The 20114-nt window shown below is 37.2% G+C and carries 14 protein-coding genes; 11 read left to right on the top strand and 3 right to left on the bottom strand.

Translation table 11 applies throughout. The features are described from left to right. Nucleotides 1–9: 9 nt before the first annotated feature. On the top strand, nt 10–459 hold the full coding sequence (locus B6C84_RS02540; protein WP_086354259.1) for a PNPOx family protein: 450 nt from the start codon (nt 10–12) through the stop codon (nt 457–459). A gap of 87 nt (nt 460–546) precedes the next feature. Here B6C84_RS02540 and B6C84_RS02535 read toward each other — a convergent pair whose 3' ends face one another. Beyond that, on the bottom strand, nt 547–951 hold the full coding sequence (locus B6C84_RS02535; RefSeq protein WP_086354258.1) for a GFA family protein: 405 nt from the start codon (nt 949–951) through the stop codon (nt 547–549). Between the two features lie 1655 nt (nt 952–2606). Here B6C84_RS02535 and B6C84_RS02530 point away from each other — a divergent pair. From B6C84_RS02530 to B6C84_RS02510, 5 genes are all read left to right on the top strand, one after another. Continuing rightward, complete coding sequence (locus B6C84_RS02530; RefSeq protein WP_086356619.1) at nt 2607–4019, top strand: hypothetical protein; 1413 nt, start codon at nt 2607–2609, stop codon at nt 4017–4019. Between the two features lie 818 nt (nt 4020–4837). After that, entirely contained in the window at nt 4838–6229 is a 1392-nt protein-coding gene (locus B6C84_RS02525; RefSeq protein WP_133052270.1) for a hypothetical protein, read from the top strand. Nucleotides 6230–7073: 844 nt separating this feature from the next. Next, nucleotides 7074–8504 (top strand): hypothetical protein, encoded by a 1431-nt coding sequence (locus B6C84_RS02520; protein ID WP_133052320.1) that lies wholly within the window; start codon nt 7074–7076, stop codon nt 8502–8504. Between the two features lie 1106 nt (nt 8505–9610). Beyond that, nucleotides 9611–10882 (top strand): hypothetical protein, encoded by a 1272-nt coding sequence (locus B6C84_RS02515; protein ID WP_133052321.1) that lies wholly within the window; start codon nt 9611–9613, stop codon nt 10880–10882. 961 nt (nt 10883–11843) lie between these two features. Then, nucleotides 11844–13244: a hypothetical protein gene (locus B6C84_RS02510; protein WP_086354419.1), complete on the top strand. Its 1401-nt coding sequence runs from the start codon at nt 11844–11846 to the stop codon at nt 13242–13244. Nucleotides 13245–13701: 457 nt separating this feature from the next. On the opposite strand, the gene pdxT is transcribed toward B6C84_RS02510, so the two are convergent. Together pdxT and pdxS are read right to left on the bottom strand one after the other, a co-directional pair. Then, nucleotides 13702–14295: a pyridoxal 5'-phosphate synthase glutaminase subunit PdxT gene (gene pdxT / locus B6C84_RS02505; protein WP_086354420.1), complete on the bottom strand. Its 594-nt coding sequence runs from the start codon at nt 14293–14295 to the stop codon at nt 13702–13704. Then, nucleotides 14295–15182 (bottom strand): pyridoxal 5'-phosphate synthase lyase subunit PdxS, encoded by an 888-nt coding sequence (gene pdxS, locus B6C84_RS02500; protein WP_065650742.1) that lies wholly within the window; start codon nt 15180–15182, stop codon nt 14295–14297. The genes pdxT and pdxS overlap by 1 nt, the downstream gene beginning before the upstream one ends. Nucleotides 15183–15332: 150 nt before the next feature. On the opposite strand from pdxS, the gene B6C84_RS02495 reads away from it, so the two are divergent. The 5 genes from B6C84_RS02495 to B6C84_RS02475 all read left to right on the top strand — a co-directional run bounded on the left by B6C84_RS02495 (nt 15333) and on the right by B6C84_RS02475 (nt 20028). Next, nucleotides 15333–16733 carry an aminotransferase-like domain-containing protein gene (locus tag B6C84_RS02495; RefSeq protein ID WP_086354421.1) on the top strand — a complete coding sequence of 467 codons (1401 nt, stop codon included), beginning with the start codon at nt 15333–15335 and terminating at the stop codon, nt 16731–16733. A gap of 35 nt (nt 16734–16768) precedes the next feature. After that, entirely contained in the window at nt 16769–18010 is a 1242-nt protein-coding gene (locus B6C84_RS02490; RefSeq protein ID WP_086354422.1) for an MFS transporter, read from the top strand. 555 nt (nt 18011–18565) lie between these two features. Then, nucleotides 18566–18829, top strand: coding sequence for a SemiSWEET family transporter (locus B6C84_RS02485; RefSeq protein WP_034903376.1), 264 nt, complete (start codon nt 18566–18568; stop codon nt 18827–18829). 450 nt (nt 18830–19279) lie between these two features. Beyond that, nucleotides 19280–19510 carry a hypothetical protein gene (locus B6C84_RS02480; RefSeq protein ID WP_065578946.1) on the top strand — a complete coding sequence of 77 codons (231 nt, stop codon included), beginning with the start codon at nt 19280–19282 and terminating at the stop codon, nt 19508–19510. 137 nt (nt 19511–19647) lie between these two features. Further along, nucleotides 19648–20028 carry a DUF1161 domain-containing protein gene (locus B6C84_RS02475; protein ID WP_086354426.1) on the top strand — a complete coding sequence of 127 codons (381 nt, stop codon included), beginning with the start codon at nt 19648–19650 and terminating at the stop codon, nt 20026–20028. Nucleotides 20029–20114 lie beyond the last annotated feature (86 nt).

The following is a 20114-nucleotide window of genomic DNA, read 5'->3' as shown; positions in this document are numbered from 1 at the left end:
AGTAATATCATGAAAAAAAGCGAGTCTAAAATCGCGCAATTTATCCAGCAACAACATGTAGTAAATTTATGTGCGATATTAGCTAATAACCAGCCATGGGCATGTAATGCATTCTATGTATTTGATAAAGAGAACTGGTGTATATATTTCTTATCAGAATTAAAAACCAAACATGCACAAGCAATGCTACACAATCCAAATGTTGCCGGTACTATAAGTGTTAATCCAAAATCGATAACCAAAATTCAAGGTATTCAATTTAGCGCTATAGCTGAACAACTCATTGATAATAAAGCTAGCAATGCTTATAAGCTTTATTATTCCGCCTTTCCTTTTGCAAGAGTCATGAAAGCGCCGATTTGGTCACTACAATTACAAGAAATTAAGATGACCAATAATCTACTTGGTTTTGCACATAAAAGCTATTGGCAACGAGACGCAAAACTGAAAGATCACTAATTTGATAAATGGAATGTTAGGTTTTAGTCTAATCATTATCTAATCACAAACTAAAACCCGATAATAACTTAAATTGAAACTGAATGATCACAGTTTAGGTGGTATATTTTCCTCATATTCAGTATCTCCACCGCAAATTGTATCCCAATTGGCTTTTGAACCAGTATAAATGTGTATACGCTTTTCAGCATTAATTGGCTCATTAATCAATCCAATACGTAATCGGTAAGTACTATTATCATTATCGCGACTAGAAAATAGATGTGAACCACAATTACTACAAAAATGACGGTTGACGCCTAAGCTAGAAAAAACCTTTATATTTTCTTCCCCTTTGATAAAAGTTAAATCTTCCTTGTTAATGAGTGCGGCAGAATTAAACGCTGAACTAGTTTGTTTACGACAACGTGAACAGTGACAAAAAACAATCGCTTTGATATCACTATTTAGTTGATAGACAATTTCGCCACATAAGCAGTTACCTGTCATCATGATTAATTTCCTTATATTATTTATATCTGTATTATTACCACATTTTACATGCAAATTTAAAATAAGCTATAGATAGCTAAATGATCAGCATAATTCAACAAAAGCACAAAAAATTTGAGGAAAGGGGTTTTTAAAGCCCAAAAATCCCCCTAAAGTTTCTTCGAAATAGGTTTTAAAACTAAAATTAGCTTGCTATAAACATAAGAGTTTATTTTGGCAAATAAGTTTGGTGTATTTAATTTAGCGACATTCGCAACGTGCTGACAACTGAGAGAGGTTAGCATGGCAAACAGGGATGTTTGCCAAGGCGGTGCTTTGTCAGGAACAAATCACAGCCGGTGCGTTAACAGCGAACGAAGGCGGAAGGTAGTCACATCGTGACCACTTGCGTGGTCGCCGCGGGAGATTGTAAAGAGGGTTCGCGGCAACCCTCTTAACTCGGACGTAATCACCGTATAGAAATAACCACAAAACAACAAACGTCCGAAACTCAAACAACCAAAAAAATTGAGGAACGGGGTTTTTAAAGCCAAAATCCATCCAATAAATTGCTAACGTTAGTTATAACATCAGCTATTACTGATAATAAACGTTTATTTTTATAAATTAGTTTAGTGCTTCTTATTTAGCGACATTCGCAATGTGCTGACAACTGAGTGAGGTTAGCATGGCAAACAGGGATGTTTGGCAAGGCGGTGCTTTGTCAGGAACAAATCACAGCCGGTGCGTTAAGAGCGAACGAAGGCGGAAGGCAGTCACATAGTGACCACTTGCGTGGTCGCCGCGGGAGATTGTAAAGAGGGTTGGCGCCAACCCTCTTAACTCGGACGTAATCACCGTATAGAAACAACCGCAAAACAACAAACGTCCGAAACTAAAACAACCAAAAAAAATTTGAGGAAAGGGGTTTTTGAAGCCAAAATCCCGCCAATAAATCGCTAACGTTAGTTATAACATCAGCTAGTTCCAATAATAAAAGTTTATTTTGGCAAATAAGTTTAGTGCTTCCTATTTAGCGACATTGGCAATGTGCTGACAACTGAGAGAGGTTAGCATGGCAAACATGGATGTTTGCCAAGGAGCGTTAAGACCGAACGCAGGCGGAAGGCAGTCACATCGTGACCACTTGCGTGGTCGCCGCGGGAGATTGTAAAGAGGGTTGGCGCCAACCCTCTTAACTCGGACGTATTCACCGTATAGAAATAACCACAAAACAACAAAACGTCCGAAACTCAGCGAACCCAAAAAATTGACGAACGGGGTTTTTAAAGCCAAAATCCCCCTAAAGTTTCCCCGAAATCGGTTTTAAGCAAGTAATTAAGACATAATATTACATTCACCTTTACAAAAGTTAACAATAAAACCGCCAAAAAAAGTTGCATGGTTTTTTGCAATCACTATACTTTTATAGCATATTTATACGAATGGATAAATTTTGTGCCATTAGGCTTAAAATTTTAAATAAATCATAAAATTGGATTGACAAGGACATCTGATATGGATTATAATTTTCAACACACAACACACAACACACAACCTGCCCAACCTATAATTTCACCTCTCTAAAGTTAAGCTCATATCGTTTATTATTTCACAGTAGTTTATTATTTCGACAATTTCCAAAATTTCTTAGTTTAGCCTGTTTATCTCGGCCGATGGTTTTGGTATTAACCGTAGTTGTTTTACAGTCTATCTCTTTTGCTAATTATGCATTAACCACAAAAACGACCAATATTATTTATGGCTCAGCCCCATATTTAACCTTTGATGGTGGTCGTACCCGGATAACCAATACCGAAGCGCTACTCGGGATATCCCTTTCTGATGGTAGAAGATTTACTCCCACAACCAATAATTCCAGTTCAACTAATCCTATCGCTTTACCTGTTACTGGTCAGAGTTTTGCAGATATTGGCATGTTAGTACCGACGGATACTAATTCTATTGCATTAAGTTCACTTATTGGCACACCGTATAATTATTGGGGTGATGATGATGGCGATGGTCAGGGTACTAATGATATAACCGCTACCGGTAGTTTAAGTTTATCTATTGTCAATAGATGGAATCTACCTGTTGCCCGTAATGAAGTGCTTGATATTTGTGGAGGAGCGCCATATAAATTAACCTTATCTAATAGTGGAGGTACATTAAAAACACGTTATGGGGTGCCTAATGAAAGTCGTTTTACGGCAGGTTATGCCACTTATTATATTAATCCTAAGGAAACGACGCCAAAGATTTGTGGTGCAAGACCTGGTTCCGTGTGGACTGATAGAGGTCTTTCTGCTGCCGTTTGGGACTGGACGTATGGTTTTCTACCACAGTCAGTTACACCATCGTCTTATGGTTTAAACTTCCCGACTACTGGTGCTCATAATTTGTTTTTTTGGTTACATATTGGTGGTGTTGGTCGGTCCTTATCTTGGGCGCCGGTTAAGCATAGTGGTATTACGGCGACGATGACCGATGAACTTATCTTATCTGATGGACGCCAATACGTTCGAGTCATCCTAACGGGTCCTGTTGCTACAGAATCGCAATGGCAATCAGAAAATCCACGTAGAATTGACAAACCATCTTTACCGCAGACATTTGAGTTAGTCGGTCGTGATAGCAGTGGTAATGCGGTGGTCAAATATGGATTTGTGTTAAAGCAGTGGTTTGTTAATCGTGGTAGTTATGTAAGTACCTCTTCTAGTGTGGAATCTTGGTGTAATAAGATTGGATACCGTCTTCCAAAGGTCAGGGATTTAACTAATGCGACTTGTCAACCAAGAAGGGGGGAGAGTCAAGATGTGTGTCAAGGTGTAGAAAGTGCAACGCCTTCGTCACCTGATAATAAGGTCCGTCGTCACATTGGTACAGGATTGTTATCGGAATGGGGGTCGATGTTCGATTACACGTACACTGGTGCTAACTTCTTCAAAGGTTACTTTTGGGCGACAGCTGATTACAATTTTGTAATTACCCAGGGTTCTGATCTAAGTGGTGACAATGCCACTGGTATTATTTGGTTCTTGCCGACGTTGAATAAAAGCTTCCGCGGACTTTGTGTCTATCCTTAGCTATTATTTCTTAGTTCTTAGGTATTGAAGCTGAGGATAAGAAAAATAATGTTAGGACATTAAACAATCATTGCCCTGCCAAGGCAATGGCATTGACGTTAACGAAGTGGGTGTTAAAAAACGATTTTGTAGTGCGACATTCGCAATGTGCTGACAACTGAGAGAGGTTAGCATGGCAAACAGGGATGTTTGGCAAGGCGGTGCTTTGTCAGGAACAAATCACAGCCGGTGCGTTAAAAGCGAACGAAGGCGGAAGGCAGTCACATCGTGACCACTTGCGTAGTCGCCGCGGGAGATTGTAAAGAGGGTTCGCGGCAACCCTCTTAACTCGGACGTAATCACCGTATAGAAATAACCACAAAACAACAAACGTCCGAAACTCAAACAACCAAAAAAATTTGAGGAACAGGGTTTTTAAAGCCTAAAAATCCCCCTAAAGTTTCTCCGAAATAGGTTTTAAGCAAGTAATTAAAACATAATATTACATTCACCTTTACAAAAGTTAACAATTAAACCATCAAAAAAAGTTGCATGGTTTTTTCCAATCACTATAATTTTCGTACTATATTTATATAAATGGATAAATTTTGCGCCAATAGGTGCAAAATCGTAAATTAATCATTAATTTAATTGACAGGAATGTCGAATATGTATTATAATTTTAAACACCAAACACCAAACACCAAACCTGCCCAACCTATAATTTAACGTTAGTAAAGTTAAGCTCGCATCGTTTATTATTTAACCGCAGTTTATTTTTCCAACAAATTCAGCAAAATTTTTCAAAATTTCTTGGTTTAGTCTGTTTATCTCGGCCGATGGTTTTGGTATTAACCATGGTTGTTTTACAGTCTATCTCTTTTGCTAATTATGCATTAACCACTACAACGACCAATATTATTTATGGCTCAGCACCTTATTTAACCTTTGATGGTGGTCGTACCCGGGTAACCAATACCGAAGCGCTACTCAGGATATCCCTTTCTGATGGTAGAACATTTACTCCCACAACCAATGATTCAAGTGACAATCCTATCGAGTTACCTGTTGAGGGTCAGAGTTTTGCGGATATTGGTATGTTAGTACCAACGGATACTGATTCTATTGCATTAAGTTCACTTATTGGCACACCGTATAATTATTGGGGGGATGATGATGGCGATGGTCAGGGAGTTAATGGTGTCACCGCTACCGGTAGTTTAAAATTAACTATTGTTGATAACGACAATAATTCTGTTGCCCGTAATGAAGTGCCGACTATTTGTAAAGCGCCATATAAATTAACCTTATCTAATGATGAAGGTACATTAAAAACACGTTATGGGGTACCTAATGAAAGTCGTTTTACGGAAGGTAATGCCACTTATTATATTAATCCTAAGGCAGCGCCGGTGATCTGTTTTGCTAAACCTAGCTTGCACAACGTTTCACATAACACTCCTGGTCCTGTTAATATATGGAACCTTGATAAGGGTTTTCTAATACAGTCAGTTACGCCGTCGTCTTATGGTTCAAACTTCCCGACTACTGGAGCTAATAAGTTATATTTTGATTTAATTATTGGGGGTAGTAATGCTCAGGCCTTATCTTGGGCGCCGGTTTCTCATGGTGGTATTACGGCGACGATGACCTATTCAACAAGTAACGAAGTTCGAGTCACCCTAACAGGTCCTGCCGTTACAGACCCTAATCAATGGGAATCAGAAAATCCAGATAGAATCGCCAGACTATCTTTGCCACAGGTATTTGAGTTAGTCGGTCGTGATAGCAGTGGTAATGCGGTGGTCAAATATGGATTTGAGTTAAAGCAGTGGTTTGCTAATCGTGGTGATTATACAAGTAACCTTTCTAGTCTATCATCTTGGTGTAATAAGATTGGAGGATACCGTGTCCCAAATGTCAAGGATTTAACTAATGCGTTTTGTCGGGGAAATAATACAGAAGACGCTTGTAACGATCTAGTAGAGGCAACGCCTTCGTCACCTGATGTGTTTTTCAGTCGTTACATTGGTGCCGGATTTTTCACGGAATGGGGGAGTATGCTCTATTACCTTGATACTAACTTCTACTTCGTTAGCTATTGGGCGAGTGATAAGACGAATAACAACCAATATTCTTTTTATGTTCACTCGGATTGGGGTACTATGTATTCCTACCCTACCATAGCAGTAGAGAATACCAAACTCTTCGGAGTCTGTGTCTATCCTTAGCTATTATTTCTTAGTTCTTAGGTATTGAAGCTGAGGATAAGAAAAATAATGTTAGGGCGATAAAAAGCGATTTTGTGGTGCGACATTCGCAATGTGCTGACAACTGAGTGAGGTTAGCATGGCAAACAGGGATGTTTGGCAAGGAGCGTTAAAAGCGAACGAAGGCGGAAGGCAGTCACATCGTGACCACTTGCGTGGTCGCCGCGGGAGATTGTAAAGAGGGTTCGCGCCAACCCTCTTAACTCGGACGTAATCACCGTATAGAAACAACCGCAAAACAACAAACGTCCGAAACTCAGCGAACCAAAAAAATTGAGGAAAGGGGTTTTTAAAACGCAAAATACCTTCTAAAAACGATTATAAAATTGTCAAAATCAAAAACCTAATCTGCAAATTATTAATATTAAAAATGGTGATTTTTTTAAGAGGGGGATAAAGGGGCTATTATTTCTAATAAACAGCAAATAACCGATGCTGTTTTCGGGCTAGCAGTATTCTTCTTTACAAAAGTTAACAATTAAACCGCCAAAAAAAGTTGCATGGTTTTTTCCAATCACTATACTTTTATAGCATATTTATACGAATGGATAAATTTTATGCCATTAGGCTTAAAATTTTAAATAAATCATAAAATTGGATTGACAAGGACATCTGATATGGATTATAATTTTCAACACACAACACACAACACACAACCTGCCCAACCTATAATTTCACCTTTCTAAAGTTAAGCTCATACCGTTTATTATTTCACTGCAGTTTATTATTTCAGCAATTTCCGAAATTTCCAAAGTTTCCGCAAAATTTTTCAAAATTTCTTGGTTTAGTCTGTTTATCTCGGCCGATGGTTTTGGTATTAACCATGGTTGTTTTACAGTCTATCTCTTTTGCTAATTATGCATTAACCACTACAACGACCAATATTATTTATGGCTCAGCACCTTATTTAACCTTTGATGGTGGTCGTACCCGGGTAACCAATACCGAAGCGCTACTCGGGATATCCCTTTCAGATGGAAGAACATTTACTCCGACAACCAATAATTCGAGTTCAACTAATCCTATCGAGTTACCTGTTGAGGGTCAGAGTTTTGCTGATATTGGTATGTTAGTACCAACGGATACTGATTCTATTGCATTAAGTTCACTTATTGGCACACCGTATAATTATTGGGGGGATGATGATGGTGATGGTCAGGGCGTTAATGGTGTCACCGCTACCGGTAGTTTATATTTATCTATTGCTGATAAAGACAATAATCCTGTTGCCCGTAATGAAGTGCTAACTATTTGTAAAGCACCATATAAATTAACCTTATCTAATGATGAAGGTACATTAAAAACACGTTATGGTGTGCCTAATGAAAGTCGTTTTACGGAAGGTAATGCCACTTATTATATTAATCCTAAGGAAACACAGATTTGTTTTGCAAAACCTATGCTCCATCTCGCGTTTTATGGTGCTCCATATTCTGATCTGTTTACTCCTGGCATTTTAGAAGACCGGAATAAGGGTTTTATAACACAGTCATTCACGCCATCGTCTTATGGTTCAAACTTTCCGACTACTGGTGCTCATAATTTGTATTTTGATTTAAAGATTTTTGGTACTAATCAGGTCTTATCTTGGGCTCCGGTTTCTCATGGTGGTATTACGGCGACGATGACCAATTCAACAAGTACCAGCGTTCGAGTCACCCTAACGGGTCCTGTTGCTACAGAATCGCAACAGCAATCAGAAAATCCAGGTAGAATCGACAAACCATCTTTACCTCAGGTATTTGAGTTAGTCGGTCGTGATAGCAGTGGTAATGCGGTGGTCAAATATGGATTTGAGTTAAAGCAGTGGTTTGTTCATCGTGGTCTTGATAGCCGTGGTGATTATGGACATAACTATTATAGTGCATCATCTTGGTGTAATAAGATTGGAGGATACCGTATGGCTAAGGTCAAGGATTTAACTAATGCGTCTTGTCAGGGCGTTAACTCTAATACATCGTTTTGTCAAAATTATGGAAATGAAATAGTAGCTGCAACGCCTTCGTCACCTCAGAATTCTTACAAGCTTTACATTGGTGCAGGATTTATGTCGGAATGGTCGAATGTAGCGTTTTACACTGGTTTCGACTTAACATGGCAGTGGTTTTATTATTGGACAAATGATAAGCCTGAGTTGATAAATAACAAAGCTTTTACTATTAATGTGATGGGTAGCGTGGGTGTCATGGATTTGAATGTGACCTACGAAATGGTCGGAATCTGTACCTATCCTTAGCTATTATTTCTTAGTTCTTAGGTATTGAAGCTGAGGATAAGAAAAATAACGTTAGGACGATAAAAAGCAATTTTGTGGCGCGACATTCGCAATGTGCTGACAACTGAGAGAGGTTAGCATGGCAAACAGGGATGTTTGCCAAGGCGGTGCTTTGTCAGGAACAAATCACAGCCGGTGCGTTAAGAGCGAACGAAGGCGGAAGGCAGTCACATCGTGACCACTTGCGTGGTCGCCGCGGGAGATTGTAAAGAGGGTTGGCGCCAACCCTCTTAACTCGGACGTAATCACCGTATAGAACTAGCCACCAAACAACAAAACGTCCGAAACTCATCAAACCCAAAAAATTGAGGAACGGGGTTTTTAAAGCCTAAAAATCCCCCTAAAGTTTCTTCGAAATAGGTTTTAAGGGCGTAATTAAGACATAATATTACATTAAACTTTACAAAAATTAACAATTTAACTTTTAAAAAAAGTTGCTTAGATTTTTCTCGTCACTATACTTTCATTATATGTTAAATATAATAATCGATGGATATTTAGTCGAACAGTACTAAAAAAGCCAAATAAAACAGATAATTACTTGACAGGATTGTCGCCATGCATTATAATGTAAAACACCAAACACCAAACACCAAATCTGCCAAACCTATAATTTAAAATCAGCTTATTTCAACTACCAAAGTTTAGTATCTCTTTATCGTTTATTTTTTCAAAAAATATTAAAACGAACCTCTAACGTTAATCAATGTAAAGTTATTCCGAAAACAAATAAATCAAAGTTGTGTTCAATTCGACATAAATTTCATGTTGTAAATGTTTTTTCAGATAGTAACGATCTGAAAACGACAGTTTTTTATGATGTCTCGTCATTGAAAAGATCTAAAAAATCTAGTTTTATTTTTGATAATTTATTATTAAAGATAGTTATTTCATTATTTATAACTAGCTTTTCTCAGTTTGCATATAGTTTATCTACTCATACATCTTTGACAATTAAAGGGTCATTACCATATATTGAATATAATAATACTCGCATAAAAGATATCTCTGAATTATTAAGTATTAAAGTAGGGAATACTGTTTATATAAGCGATGAAGCTGGAAATATGTACAAAAAAAATCCTGATGGTGATTTAGTTTCCGTAACAAATATATCTTTATCAAAGCCAGGAGATACATTTGCAAGTGTAAAATCAATAGTAGTACCAGATAACAACAATTACTCATTCAACATAATTGATAATAGCTTAATTGCAGATGATGATGGAGATAATGATTTCATTTTGAATGGTAATATTATAGGACAATGGAAAGACAGTAAGAATAATCTAATATTGGGGGATTTGAACGAATTACCTACTCATTGTTTTGGCCCTTATACATTAACTTTAAAAGCAGATAATGCACAATTGAGTACTAAATATGGTGATCCATCATCAAAAATATATGGTAGCGGAATAGCAAAATATATTATATATCCACATGATGAACAACCATCTATATGCAATGCAATGCCAGGAAGTATGGCTAATAATACTGGTATATTTTCAGGACCAACAAATATTTGGGATTCGAATAAAGGGTTTTTAGTTCAATCTGCTCTTGGTCGAGATTACGCTCAAAATTTTCCAACTTTAGCAGGTGATAGCCTCTATTTTTATCTATTGATCGATGGAGCAAAAGAAGTACTGACATGGCCTACAGTAAAAGTTGGTGATATTACTGCGACGATGAAAAATGAAGGAACAAATCGTGTATTAGTAACTATAACTGGTCCTATACCAACATCTAATAATGATGGAGCTATAGCAAAGAAACCATCAATATTACCAGCCAAATTTACTTTATCTGGAATGAATAGCAAAGGTGATATTGTTGCTAAATATGGGTTTGTTCTACAAAAATGGTTTGTTGTGCGTGATAAAAATATAATTTCACATAATAGTCGAGAACATACAAATTGGTGTTTAGCATTAGATGGAGTACCGGGTAGAACTGAAGATGTAAATGCTGATGAATACCGATTGCCTGATCCAGTAGATCTTACTTCTGCATCAGGAACCTTTACTTATGATAATTTTGTATACAATATTACAGGTTTAAATTTTCCTAATAAAAACTCTTTCTCTGATGGAGGTCGTTATTGGCGTCATATTGGTGGAGGATTATTTAGTGAATGGGGTAATTTAGTGGATTATGGTTTAAATATTAATCCAAATACATATTATTGGACAGGAAAACGTGTAAAACAACAAAGTCTTACAGATTGGGTTTATAATATTGTCCGTCCTTTAGATGGAAATATATCCGCAGAAATAGGTGATACTAGGGGATATCCGACATTATGTTTTACTCCTGATTGGATTGATTGGCTATAAATTATCTATAAGTAAAAATCTATTAAAAAAGATGTTATTTAGTATTAGGAATTATTTTATATCTACTTTAGATAATAAATTAATCAACTAAATCGCTAACGCTAGTTATAACATCAACTAGTTCCAATAATTAAAGTGTATTTTGCCAAATAAGTATGGTGTATTTAATTTAGCGACATTGGCAATGTGCTGACAACTGAGTGAGGTTAGCATGGCAAACAGGGATGTTTGGCAAGGTGCGTTAAGAGCAAACGAAGGCGGAAGGCAGTCACGTAGTGACCAGTTGCGTAGTCGCCGCGGGAGATTGTAAAGAGGGTTGGCGCCAACCCTCTTAACTCGGACGTATTCACCGTATAGAAATAACCACCAAACAACAAACGTCCGAAACTCAAAGAATAAAAAATCTGAGGAACGGGGTTTTTGAAACGCAAAATACCTTCTAAAAACGACTATAAAATTGTCAAAATCAAAAGCCTAATCTGCAAATTATTAATATTAAAAATAGTGATTTTTAAAGAGGGGATAAAGGGGCTATTATTTCTAATAAACAGCAAATAACCGATGCTGTTTTCGGGCTAGCAGTATTCTTCTTTACAAAAGTTAACAATAAAACCGTCAAAAAAAGTTGCATGGTTTTTTGCAATCACTATACTTTTATAGCATATTTATACGAATGGATAAATTTTATGCCATCAGGCTTAAAATTTTAAATAAATCATAAAATTGGATTGACAAGGATATCTGATATGGATTATAATTTTCAACACACAACACACAACACACAACCTGCCCAACCTATAATTTCACCTCTCTAAAGTTAAGCTCATACCGTTTATTATTTCACCGCAGTTTATTATTTCGACAATTTCGACAATTTCGACAATTTCGACAATTTCGACAATTTCCGAAATTCCGGCAAAATTTTTCAAAATTTCTTGGTTTAGCCTGTTTATCTCAGCCGATGGTTTTCATATTAACCGTGGTTGTTTTACAGTCTATCTCTTTTGCTAATTATGCATTAACCACTACAACGACCAATATTATTTATGGCTCAGCACCTTATTTAACCTTTGATGGAGGTCGTACCCGGGTAACAAATACCGAATCGCTACTCGGGATATCGCTATCTGATGGTAGAGCATTTACTCCGACAACCAATAATTCAAGTTCAACTAATCCTATCGAATTACCTGTTGTTGGTCAGAGTTTTAATGATATTGGTATGTTAGTACCAAGGAATACTAATTCTATTGCATTAAGTTCACTTATTGGCACACCGTATAATTATTGGGGGGATGATGATGGAGATGGTCAGGGCGTTAATGGCGTCACCGCTACCGGTAGTTTAAATTTATCCATTGTCGATAAAAATAGTCAAGCTGTTGCCCATAATGAAGTGCTGACTATTTGTAGAGCGCCATATAAATTAACCTTATCTAATGGTGAAGGTAGATTAACAACACGTTATGGGGTACCTAATGAAAGTCGTTTTAGTGCAGGTAATGCCACTTATTATATTAATCCTAAGGCATCGCCAGTGATTTGTTATGCAAGACCTGACCTAGGCGACTACACTGCAATGCAAGGTCTTTCTGTTGCCGTTTGGGAATTTGGTAAGGGTTTTATACCACAGTCAGTTACGCCGTCGTCTTATGGTTTAAACTTCCCGACTACTGGTGCTCATAATTTGTTTTTTGATTTAGATATTAGTGGTGTTAGTCAGGCCTTATCTTGGGCGCCGGTTTCTCATGGTGGTATTACGGCAACGATGACCGATTCAACAAGTACCAGCGTTCGAGTCACCCTAACAGGTCCTGTTGCTACAGAATCGCAATGGGAATCAGATAATCCAGGTAGAATCGCCAGATCCTCTTTACCTCAGGTATTTGAGTTAGTCGGTCGTGATAGCAGTGGTAATGCGGTGGTCAAATATGGATTTGAGTTAAAGCAGTGGTTTGTTAATCGTGGAGAGGAATATTGGAACTCTTCTTATACCTTTTCTAGTGCATCATCTTGGTGTAATAGGATTGGATACCGTCTCGTAAAGGTCATGGATTTAACTAATGCGTCTTGTCCTGAGGATGATTCAGGATATGTATGTCGAAATTATGGAAATCAAGTAAATGCATTAACGGCAACGCCTTCGTCACCTGATCATATGATGCGGCGTCACATTGGTGCAGGATTTTTCACGGAATGGGGGACGATGGTCCGTTATACTGGTGCCAACTTCGAACCATATAACTATTGGGCGAATGATAAGACGAGTGATAACCGATATTATTTTGCGGTTGATTCGGGTTTTGGTGACGTGTCGTTTGATGGCGTCACCTACAAAGCGGTACTCTGTGTCTATCCTTAGCTATTATTTCTTAGTTCTTAGGTATTGAAGCTGAGGATAAGAAAAATAATGTTAGGACGATAAAAACGATTTTGTGGCGCGACATTGGCAATGTGCTGACAACTGAGTGAGGTTAGCATGGCAAACAGGGATGTTTGCCAAGGCGGTGCTTTGTCAGGAACAAATCACAGCCGGTGCGTTAAGACCGAACGAAGGCGGAAGGCAGTCACATCGTGACCACTTGCGTGGTCGCCGCGGGAGATTGTAAAGAGGGTTCGCGGCAACCCTCTTAACTCGGACGTAATCACCGTATAGAAACAACCCCCAAAACAACAAACGTCCGAAACTCAAACAACCAAAAAAATTTTGAGGAAAGGGGTTTTTAAAACAAAAAATGGCACTAATAATTAGTGCCAATAATCAAATATTACGAAAATTTGCTATTTTTACAGATTAAAAATGGACTATATTTTAAGCGTTAACATTTTTCAACAAAATAGCGCATTATGCGGTTATCAGTAGTTAGTTCTGGGTGGAATGAACATAGCAAAATATTATCTTGTTCCGCCATTACACAATGATTATCAACAAAAGCGAGTTGTTTTACTTGTTTACCTGCTGTGGCAATATAGGGGGCACGAATAAATACCGCTGGAATTTGCTGACCGATAGGTGCAATATCTAACTCTGTTTCGAAGCTATTTATTTGCCGTCCAAAGCCATTTCGTTCAACAATAATATCTATTAGTCCCAGTTGTTCAACCTCATTATGGCTGGTTTCAGTTCCGCAAAGAACTAACCCAGCGCAGGTGCCAAAAATACCTTTACCTTGTTTAGCAAATGCTTGGATTGGCTCAAATAAATCATTTTGTCTAATTAAACGACTGATTGCTGTTGATTCACCACCGGGAATAATTAAGCCATCAAGTTGACGCAATTGTTCGGGTTGTTTAACTGCAATAGGGCACACAAAATCAATGCTAGCAAGCATGTTTAAATGTTCAGTGACGGCACCTTGTAAGTTAAGCACCCCAATGATTTTGTTAGCTTTTAAGTTGGCAATTGTTGTCATTACCAGCCTCGATCTTGCATTCTTTCTGATTCGGTTAATTTACTGATTTCAATCCCTTTCATGGCTTCACCCAATCCTTTGGATAATTCAGCTAATCTTGGATAATCATCAAAATAAGTAGTTGCTTGAACAATCGCTTTAGCAAATTTTTCTGGATTTTGTGATTTAAAAATACCTGACCCAACAAATACACCATCCGCACCAAGTTGCATCATTAATGCAGCATCAGCTGGTGTGGCTACACCACCGGCAGCAAAGTTTACGACTGGTAATTTACCAAGTTGTTTAATTTGTAATATTAATTCATATGGCGCGCCAATTTCTTTGGCCAATGTCATAAGTTCATCCTTTGATTTGCCAACGACTAAACGAATTTGTTCATTGACCCGACGCATATGTCTAACCGCTTCAACAATATTGCCTGTTCCGGGTTCACCTTTGGTGCGTAACATAGAGGCACCTTCACCAATTCGGCGTAATGCTTCACCCAAATCACGACAGCCACAGACAAAAGGCACAGTAAATTCATCTTTCAATAAGTGATATTGTTCATCAGCAGGCGTTAGCACTTCGCTTTCATCAATATAATCCACTCCCATTGATTCTAAAATACGTGCTTCAACGATATGGCCAATTCTTGCTTTCGCCATAACAGGAATTGTTACTGCTTTCATTACTTCTTCAACAATGGTCGGATCGGCCATTCTTGCGACGCCACCAGCAGCACGAATATCGGAAGGAACACGTTCTAAAGCCATAACTGCTACGGCACCAGCTTGTTCAGCGATTTTGGCTTGTTCGGCATTGATGACATCCATTATCACGCCGCCTTTTTGCATTTGTGCCATTCCACGTTTTACTGTTTGTGTACCGGTATGTTGTTTCATTGCTACTCCTGATTAATTAATGTTAGTTGTCTAATGTCAGGACTATTATTCAAAATTAAAGCACTGCAATAAACAGCCAATTGGACTATAATTAACCCATCCAATTTTGCTTTTAAGGTAATAAGTTCTAGGAAACTTTAAAAATAAAAGATGTGGAATAGACAAAAATTAAGCCCTTTTAATGGTGCATTATTTAAAAAAGTCACGCAATTGATTGAGAACTATATCGAACAAGGCGTGTTAATAGCCGGTGAGCGATTACCATCGGAGCGTAATTTAGCCAAGGATCTACAAGTTAATCGTTCAACAATTGTGCATGCGCTAGATATCTTAACTGAACGAGGGATATTAGTGCGAAAGCAGGGTAGTGGGACTTTTGTTAATGAACAAAAGTGGGGGCTGCAAGCTTATTCGACCATTAATTGGCGATTGCCTGCCAATTTTTATCATCATCGTCAAAATGTATATCAACAAAAAGTGACACAGGTTCGGCAGCAAATGGAGCATGTTTGTGATTTAGCTAATGGTGATTTGCCCACTAATATGATCCCCAAATTAATATTACCCAATATTACTTCCCATGAAATGGTTGCTTACGAAAAGAAGAGCGACATGTTGCAATTAGGGCTTCCTTCGCTTAAGCAGCAAATTGCTTATTATATGAAGAAACAATTTGCTATGTTGGTTGATACTGAACAAATTCTTATTACCTCGGGTACTCAACAATCTCTTTTTTTAATTACCCAAGGATTATTAAAACCTGGCGATGCGATAGGTATTGAATCACCATCATACTTTTATTCATTACCATTATTTCAAGCAGCAGGATTGCGTTTATACGGTATTGAATGTGATGATGAGGGTATTACTTTAGAGAGTCTACAGAAAGTCACCTTAGAGCGACAAATAAAATGGTTATTTCTAAATCCTATCTTTCAAAATCCAGTTGGTTGTGTGATGAGTAATCAGCGCAAGAAGCAGGTACTGGCATTTTGTCGAAAGCAATGTATTGGTATTGTTGAAGATGATGCCTATAGTGGCTTAGCTTTTGATGAAAAAACCAATATTTTACCGATTAAAAAATTCGATGTAAGTAATCAAGTGGTCTATTTAGGATCTTTATCCAAATATATCGGCCGTAATATACGTATTGGTTGGATGATAGCACCAACTGAAATTATCGAAAAATTAGCCAATATCCGCCATCACATTGACTCTGGGTTAAGTATTTTACCGCAACTATTAGCCGAGGAATATTTAAGTCACCATTATCAAACACATCAAAAATGGCTCCGCCAACAGTTGCAGAATAAAGCTAACCAATTAATGGATTGGCTGGATGATTATTTTAATGGTGATGTTATTTACCGAGTCCCAACCGGAGGTTTTCATTTATATGCTCATTTACCAGTTAATAATGCTGCACAAGAACTGACAATATTAAATAAGTTGTTGTCAAAACATATCATTGTTTCGCAAGGTACTGACTTTGGTGATAAGTTGGGGGCTATCCGATTAAGTTATGGACATTTTGAAAAAAATTTGCTTTGATCACACATACTAAAATCTGCATTAACTTATTGATTATGGAAAGTTCTAAAACCGCATTATTATCTACCAATAAATTATTGCTTATTGCTGGCACTGGCTGGCTTTTTGATGCAATGGATGTTGGATTATTATCTTTTATATTAGCTGCTTTAAAGCAAGATTGGGGATTAACACCGTCACAACTTGGTTGGATTGGTAGTGTTAATTCAATTGGTATGGCCGTTGGTGCCTTTTTATTTGGTATTTATGCTGATAAAAAAGGGCGCAAATCAGCTTTTCTATTCACTTTATTAATGTTTAGTATTGCCAGTGGCTTAAGTGCTTTTGCTTGGGGATTAGGTAGTTTATTAGTGTTACGATTCTTCATTGGTATGGGGCTAGGCGGTGAATTACCCGTTGCCTCGACGCTAGTGAGTGAAAGTGTTGAGCCTGAAGTACGCGGACGCATTGTGGTATTACTTGAAAGTTTTTGGGCGATAGGTTGGATTTTAGCTGCGCTAATTGCTTATTTTCTAATTCCTCTGCCTGCAGTTGGTTGGCGTGGCGCAATGATCTTATGTGCAATACCGGCTTTTTACGCGCTTTACTTACGCTTTAATTTACCTGATTCACAATCGTATCAACAGCAAAATAGCTATGTTCAAAAGCAAAATAGCTATGCTCAAAAAGAGCCCGTTGTCAAAAAAATACAATCACTATTATCAAACTCATTCCGACGTCAAACGATAATGTTATGGATAGTGTGGTTTTGTGTAGTATTTTCATACTATGGCATGTTTTTATGGTTACCAAGCGTAATGATGCTTAAAGGCTTTGATATGGTAAAAAGCTTTGGTTATATTCTCATGATGACCTTAGCCCAATTACCTGGCTATTTCACAGTTGCGTGGTTGATTGAACGAGTCGGGCGTAAATGGGTGTTAATAGCATATTTATTGGGTACTTTAATCAGTGCTTATTTATTTGGTATTGCTGACTCAATTAACCAATTGCTGATCAGTGGCGCGTTATTATCATTTTTCAATTTAGGGGCATGGGGAGCAATGTATGCCTATACTCCAGAACAATATAGCAGCAATATTCGTGCTACCGGTGCTGGCATGGCGGCATCTATTGGCCGAATTGGTGGTATATTAGGTCCATTAATGGTTGGATTTTTAATGGCTAACCAAGTTGGTGTAAGCATGATATTTACGCTATTTAGTTTATCAATTCTGGTTGCTATCTTAGCAATATTATTGCTGGGCAAAGAGACCAAACAGACTCGTCTTGCATAACTTATTAACCCCTTTTTTGGTTGTTTTAGTTTCGGACGTTTTATTGTTTTATGGCTAGTTCTGTATGGCGATTACGTCCGAGTTAAGAGGGTTGGCGCAAACCCTCTTTACTAACTCCTGCGGCGACCACGCAAGTGGTCACGATGTGACAGCCTTCCGCCTGCGTTCGCTATTGATGCACCGGTTGTGATTTGCTCCAGACAAACTTGTCAAACATCCCTGTTTGCCGTGCTAATCTCACTCAGTTATCAGCACATTGCTAATCTCGCTAAATTAAATACAGCAAACGCTTGGCAAGCAATAAACTTTGATGGTTGATGTGAGCTGATTTTAGTTTTATAAGCAATTTCAGAGAACTGTGGGGGTTTTAGGCTTTAAAAACCACGTTCCTCAAATTTTTTTATTTTTATTATCAAAATATTACTAATTTTATCAGCTATTTTTTATCATTTTATTTACATTAAATTGTCTAAAAGCTAGGTAGAATAAGGTTTAAATCGCTGATTATCTATGATAGATTAATTTTTCCATTCACATTAAGCAGGTAGGCTGATCTTGAATCTTTCACCCAAAGCTTTCCATTATTTAGGCGTCGTTGCAACGATTGCATCATTAGGTATGTATGTGTCATATATTCCGCAAATTATCGACAATCTTCATGGTTTCAAAACCAATCCAACTCAACCATTAGCTGCAGCAATTAACTGTTCGTTATGGGTTTGTTATGGATTATTACAACCTAAAAAAGATTGGCCGATTGCTATAGCTAATTCCCCTGGTGTTTTGTTTGGATTAATTGCATTTTTTACGGCATTGTAAATTTATTGTTATACTTCTTTGTATTATTTCAATACAGCATAATTTAAACCTTATGCTGTATTTTTTTATCAAATTGTTAGATGATTTCTGTTGACAAATATATAGGGTTTAGTTTCAAAAATGGATTATTCTGTTGCCGATTAAATTTTAACCTTGCTATTAAGTTTTTATTTATCAATGTGTTGCAAGGTTATCAACAGGTTTGTTAAATACTTATCAAATAATTAAGTGAATAATTCACAATTTAGTTTTAACTAAAAAACTAAGTTTTAATTTGCATTATCAGATTCAATTATTGTCATCTATTTGCGATTCGATTATATTGGAGATCCGGCTGTTTATTAAACAGAGTTTATTTTTTAATACTCTTTCACATTGAGTGATGATGTTATTAGTTTAGATGTCGACTTAATCGTATGAGCGTTAAAGATATAAAATAAGGAAATCAAAATGGCTAACATTAATCTTTCTGACGATTTGATAAAAGATTTTATCTATTCTATGTACCGTAAAGAAGTATTATTAAATTTAAAAGGGGTTGTTTTGACTGATGAGGATCGTAAACAACTTCATGAAAAAAGAGATTTTGTTAATCGATTGTCTGAAGCTGAATTAGCCGATATTCGCTGTTGGGTTTTAGATAAATTGAGAGTACTTGAAAGCCAGCATAAGCAAGATTAATCGGTTAGAATCTTGCGCTAACTTCATTAATAAATTGATAAAATTTATTTATCATATCGCTTATAACGATATGGACAGTTTTATCAATCGTTTTACAATGCAACAAAACTTATTATTTATAATTTATAGGAAAGGGTATGAAAAAGTTAGTCGTGGTTTTATTGTTAGGTCTGCCAATGGTTGCCGCAGCTTCTAATTGTGAAGAAATTAGTACCAGTATCGCTGAGAAAATCAAAAACAATGGTGTTGATGAAAACAGTTTTCAATTAAATTTAGTTCCATCCGAGCAAGCTGAGCAAGGCGTTGCAGGTAAAATTGTCGGATCGTGTGATCGTGGTCAACAAAAGATAGTATATGTTCGTTCACAAGATAATTCGCTAACAACTGAAGCAAAACAACAAGAGTCTTCAATTTCTAATCAGCAAGCCGAACAAGCTGAATTAGAGAAATCTTCTCAACAAGAAAAAGTAGCACCATCTTCAGAAGATAATCAACAAGTTGAGTCGAAGACAGAATAGTTACTGATTATTAGCTATAGTTATAGAAGATCTATCGGTTAATTAATAAATAAAGAACATTTGAATAAATAGTAACGGTTAATAAA

The organism is Gilliamella apis (assembly GCF_002142155.1).
GTDB classification, from domain to species: domain Bacteria; phylum Pseudomonadota; class Gammaproteobacteria; order Enterobacterales; family Orbaceae; genus Gilliamella; species Gilliamella apis.
Note: the sequence above shows the minus strand (reverse complement) of the source record. Positions and strands in the feature narration are given on the sequence as shown.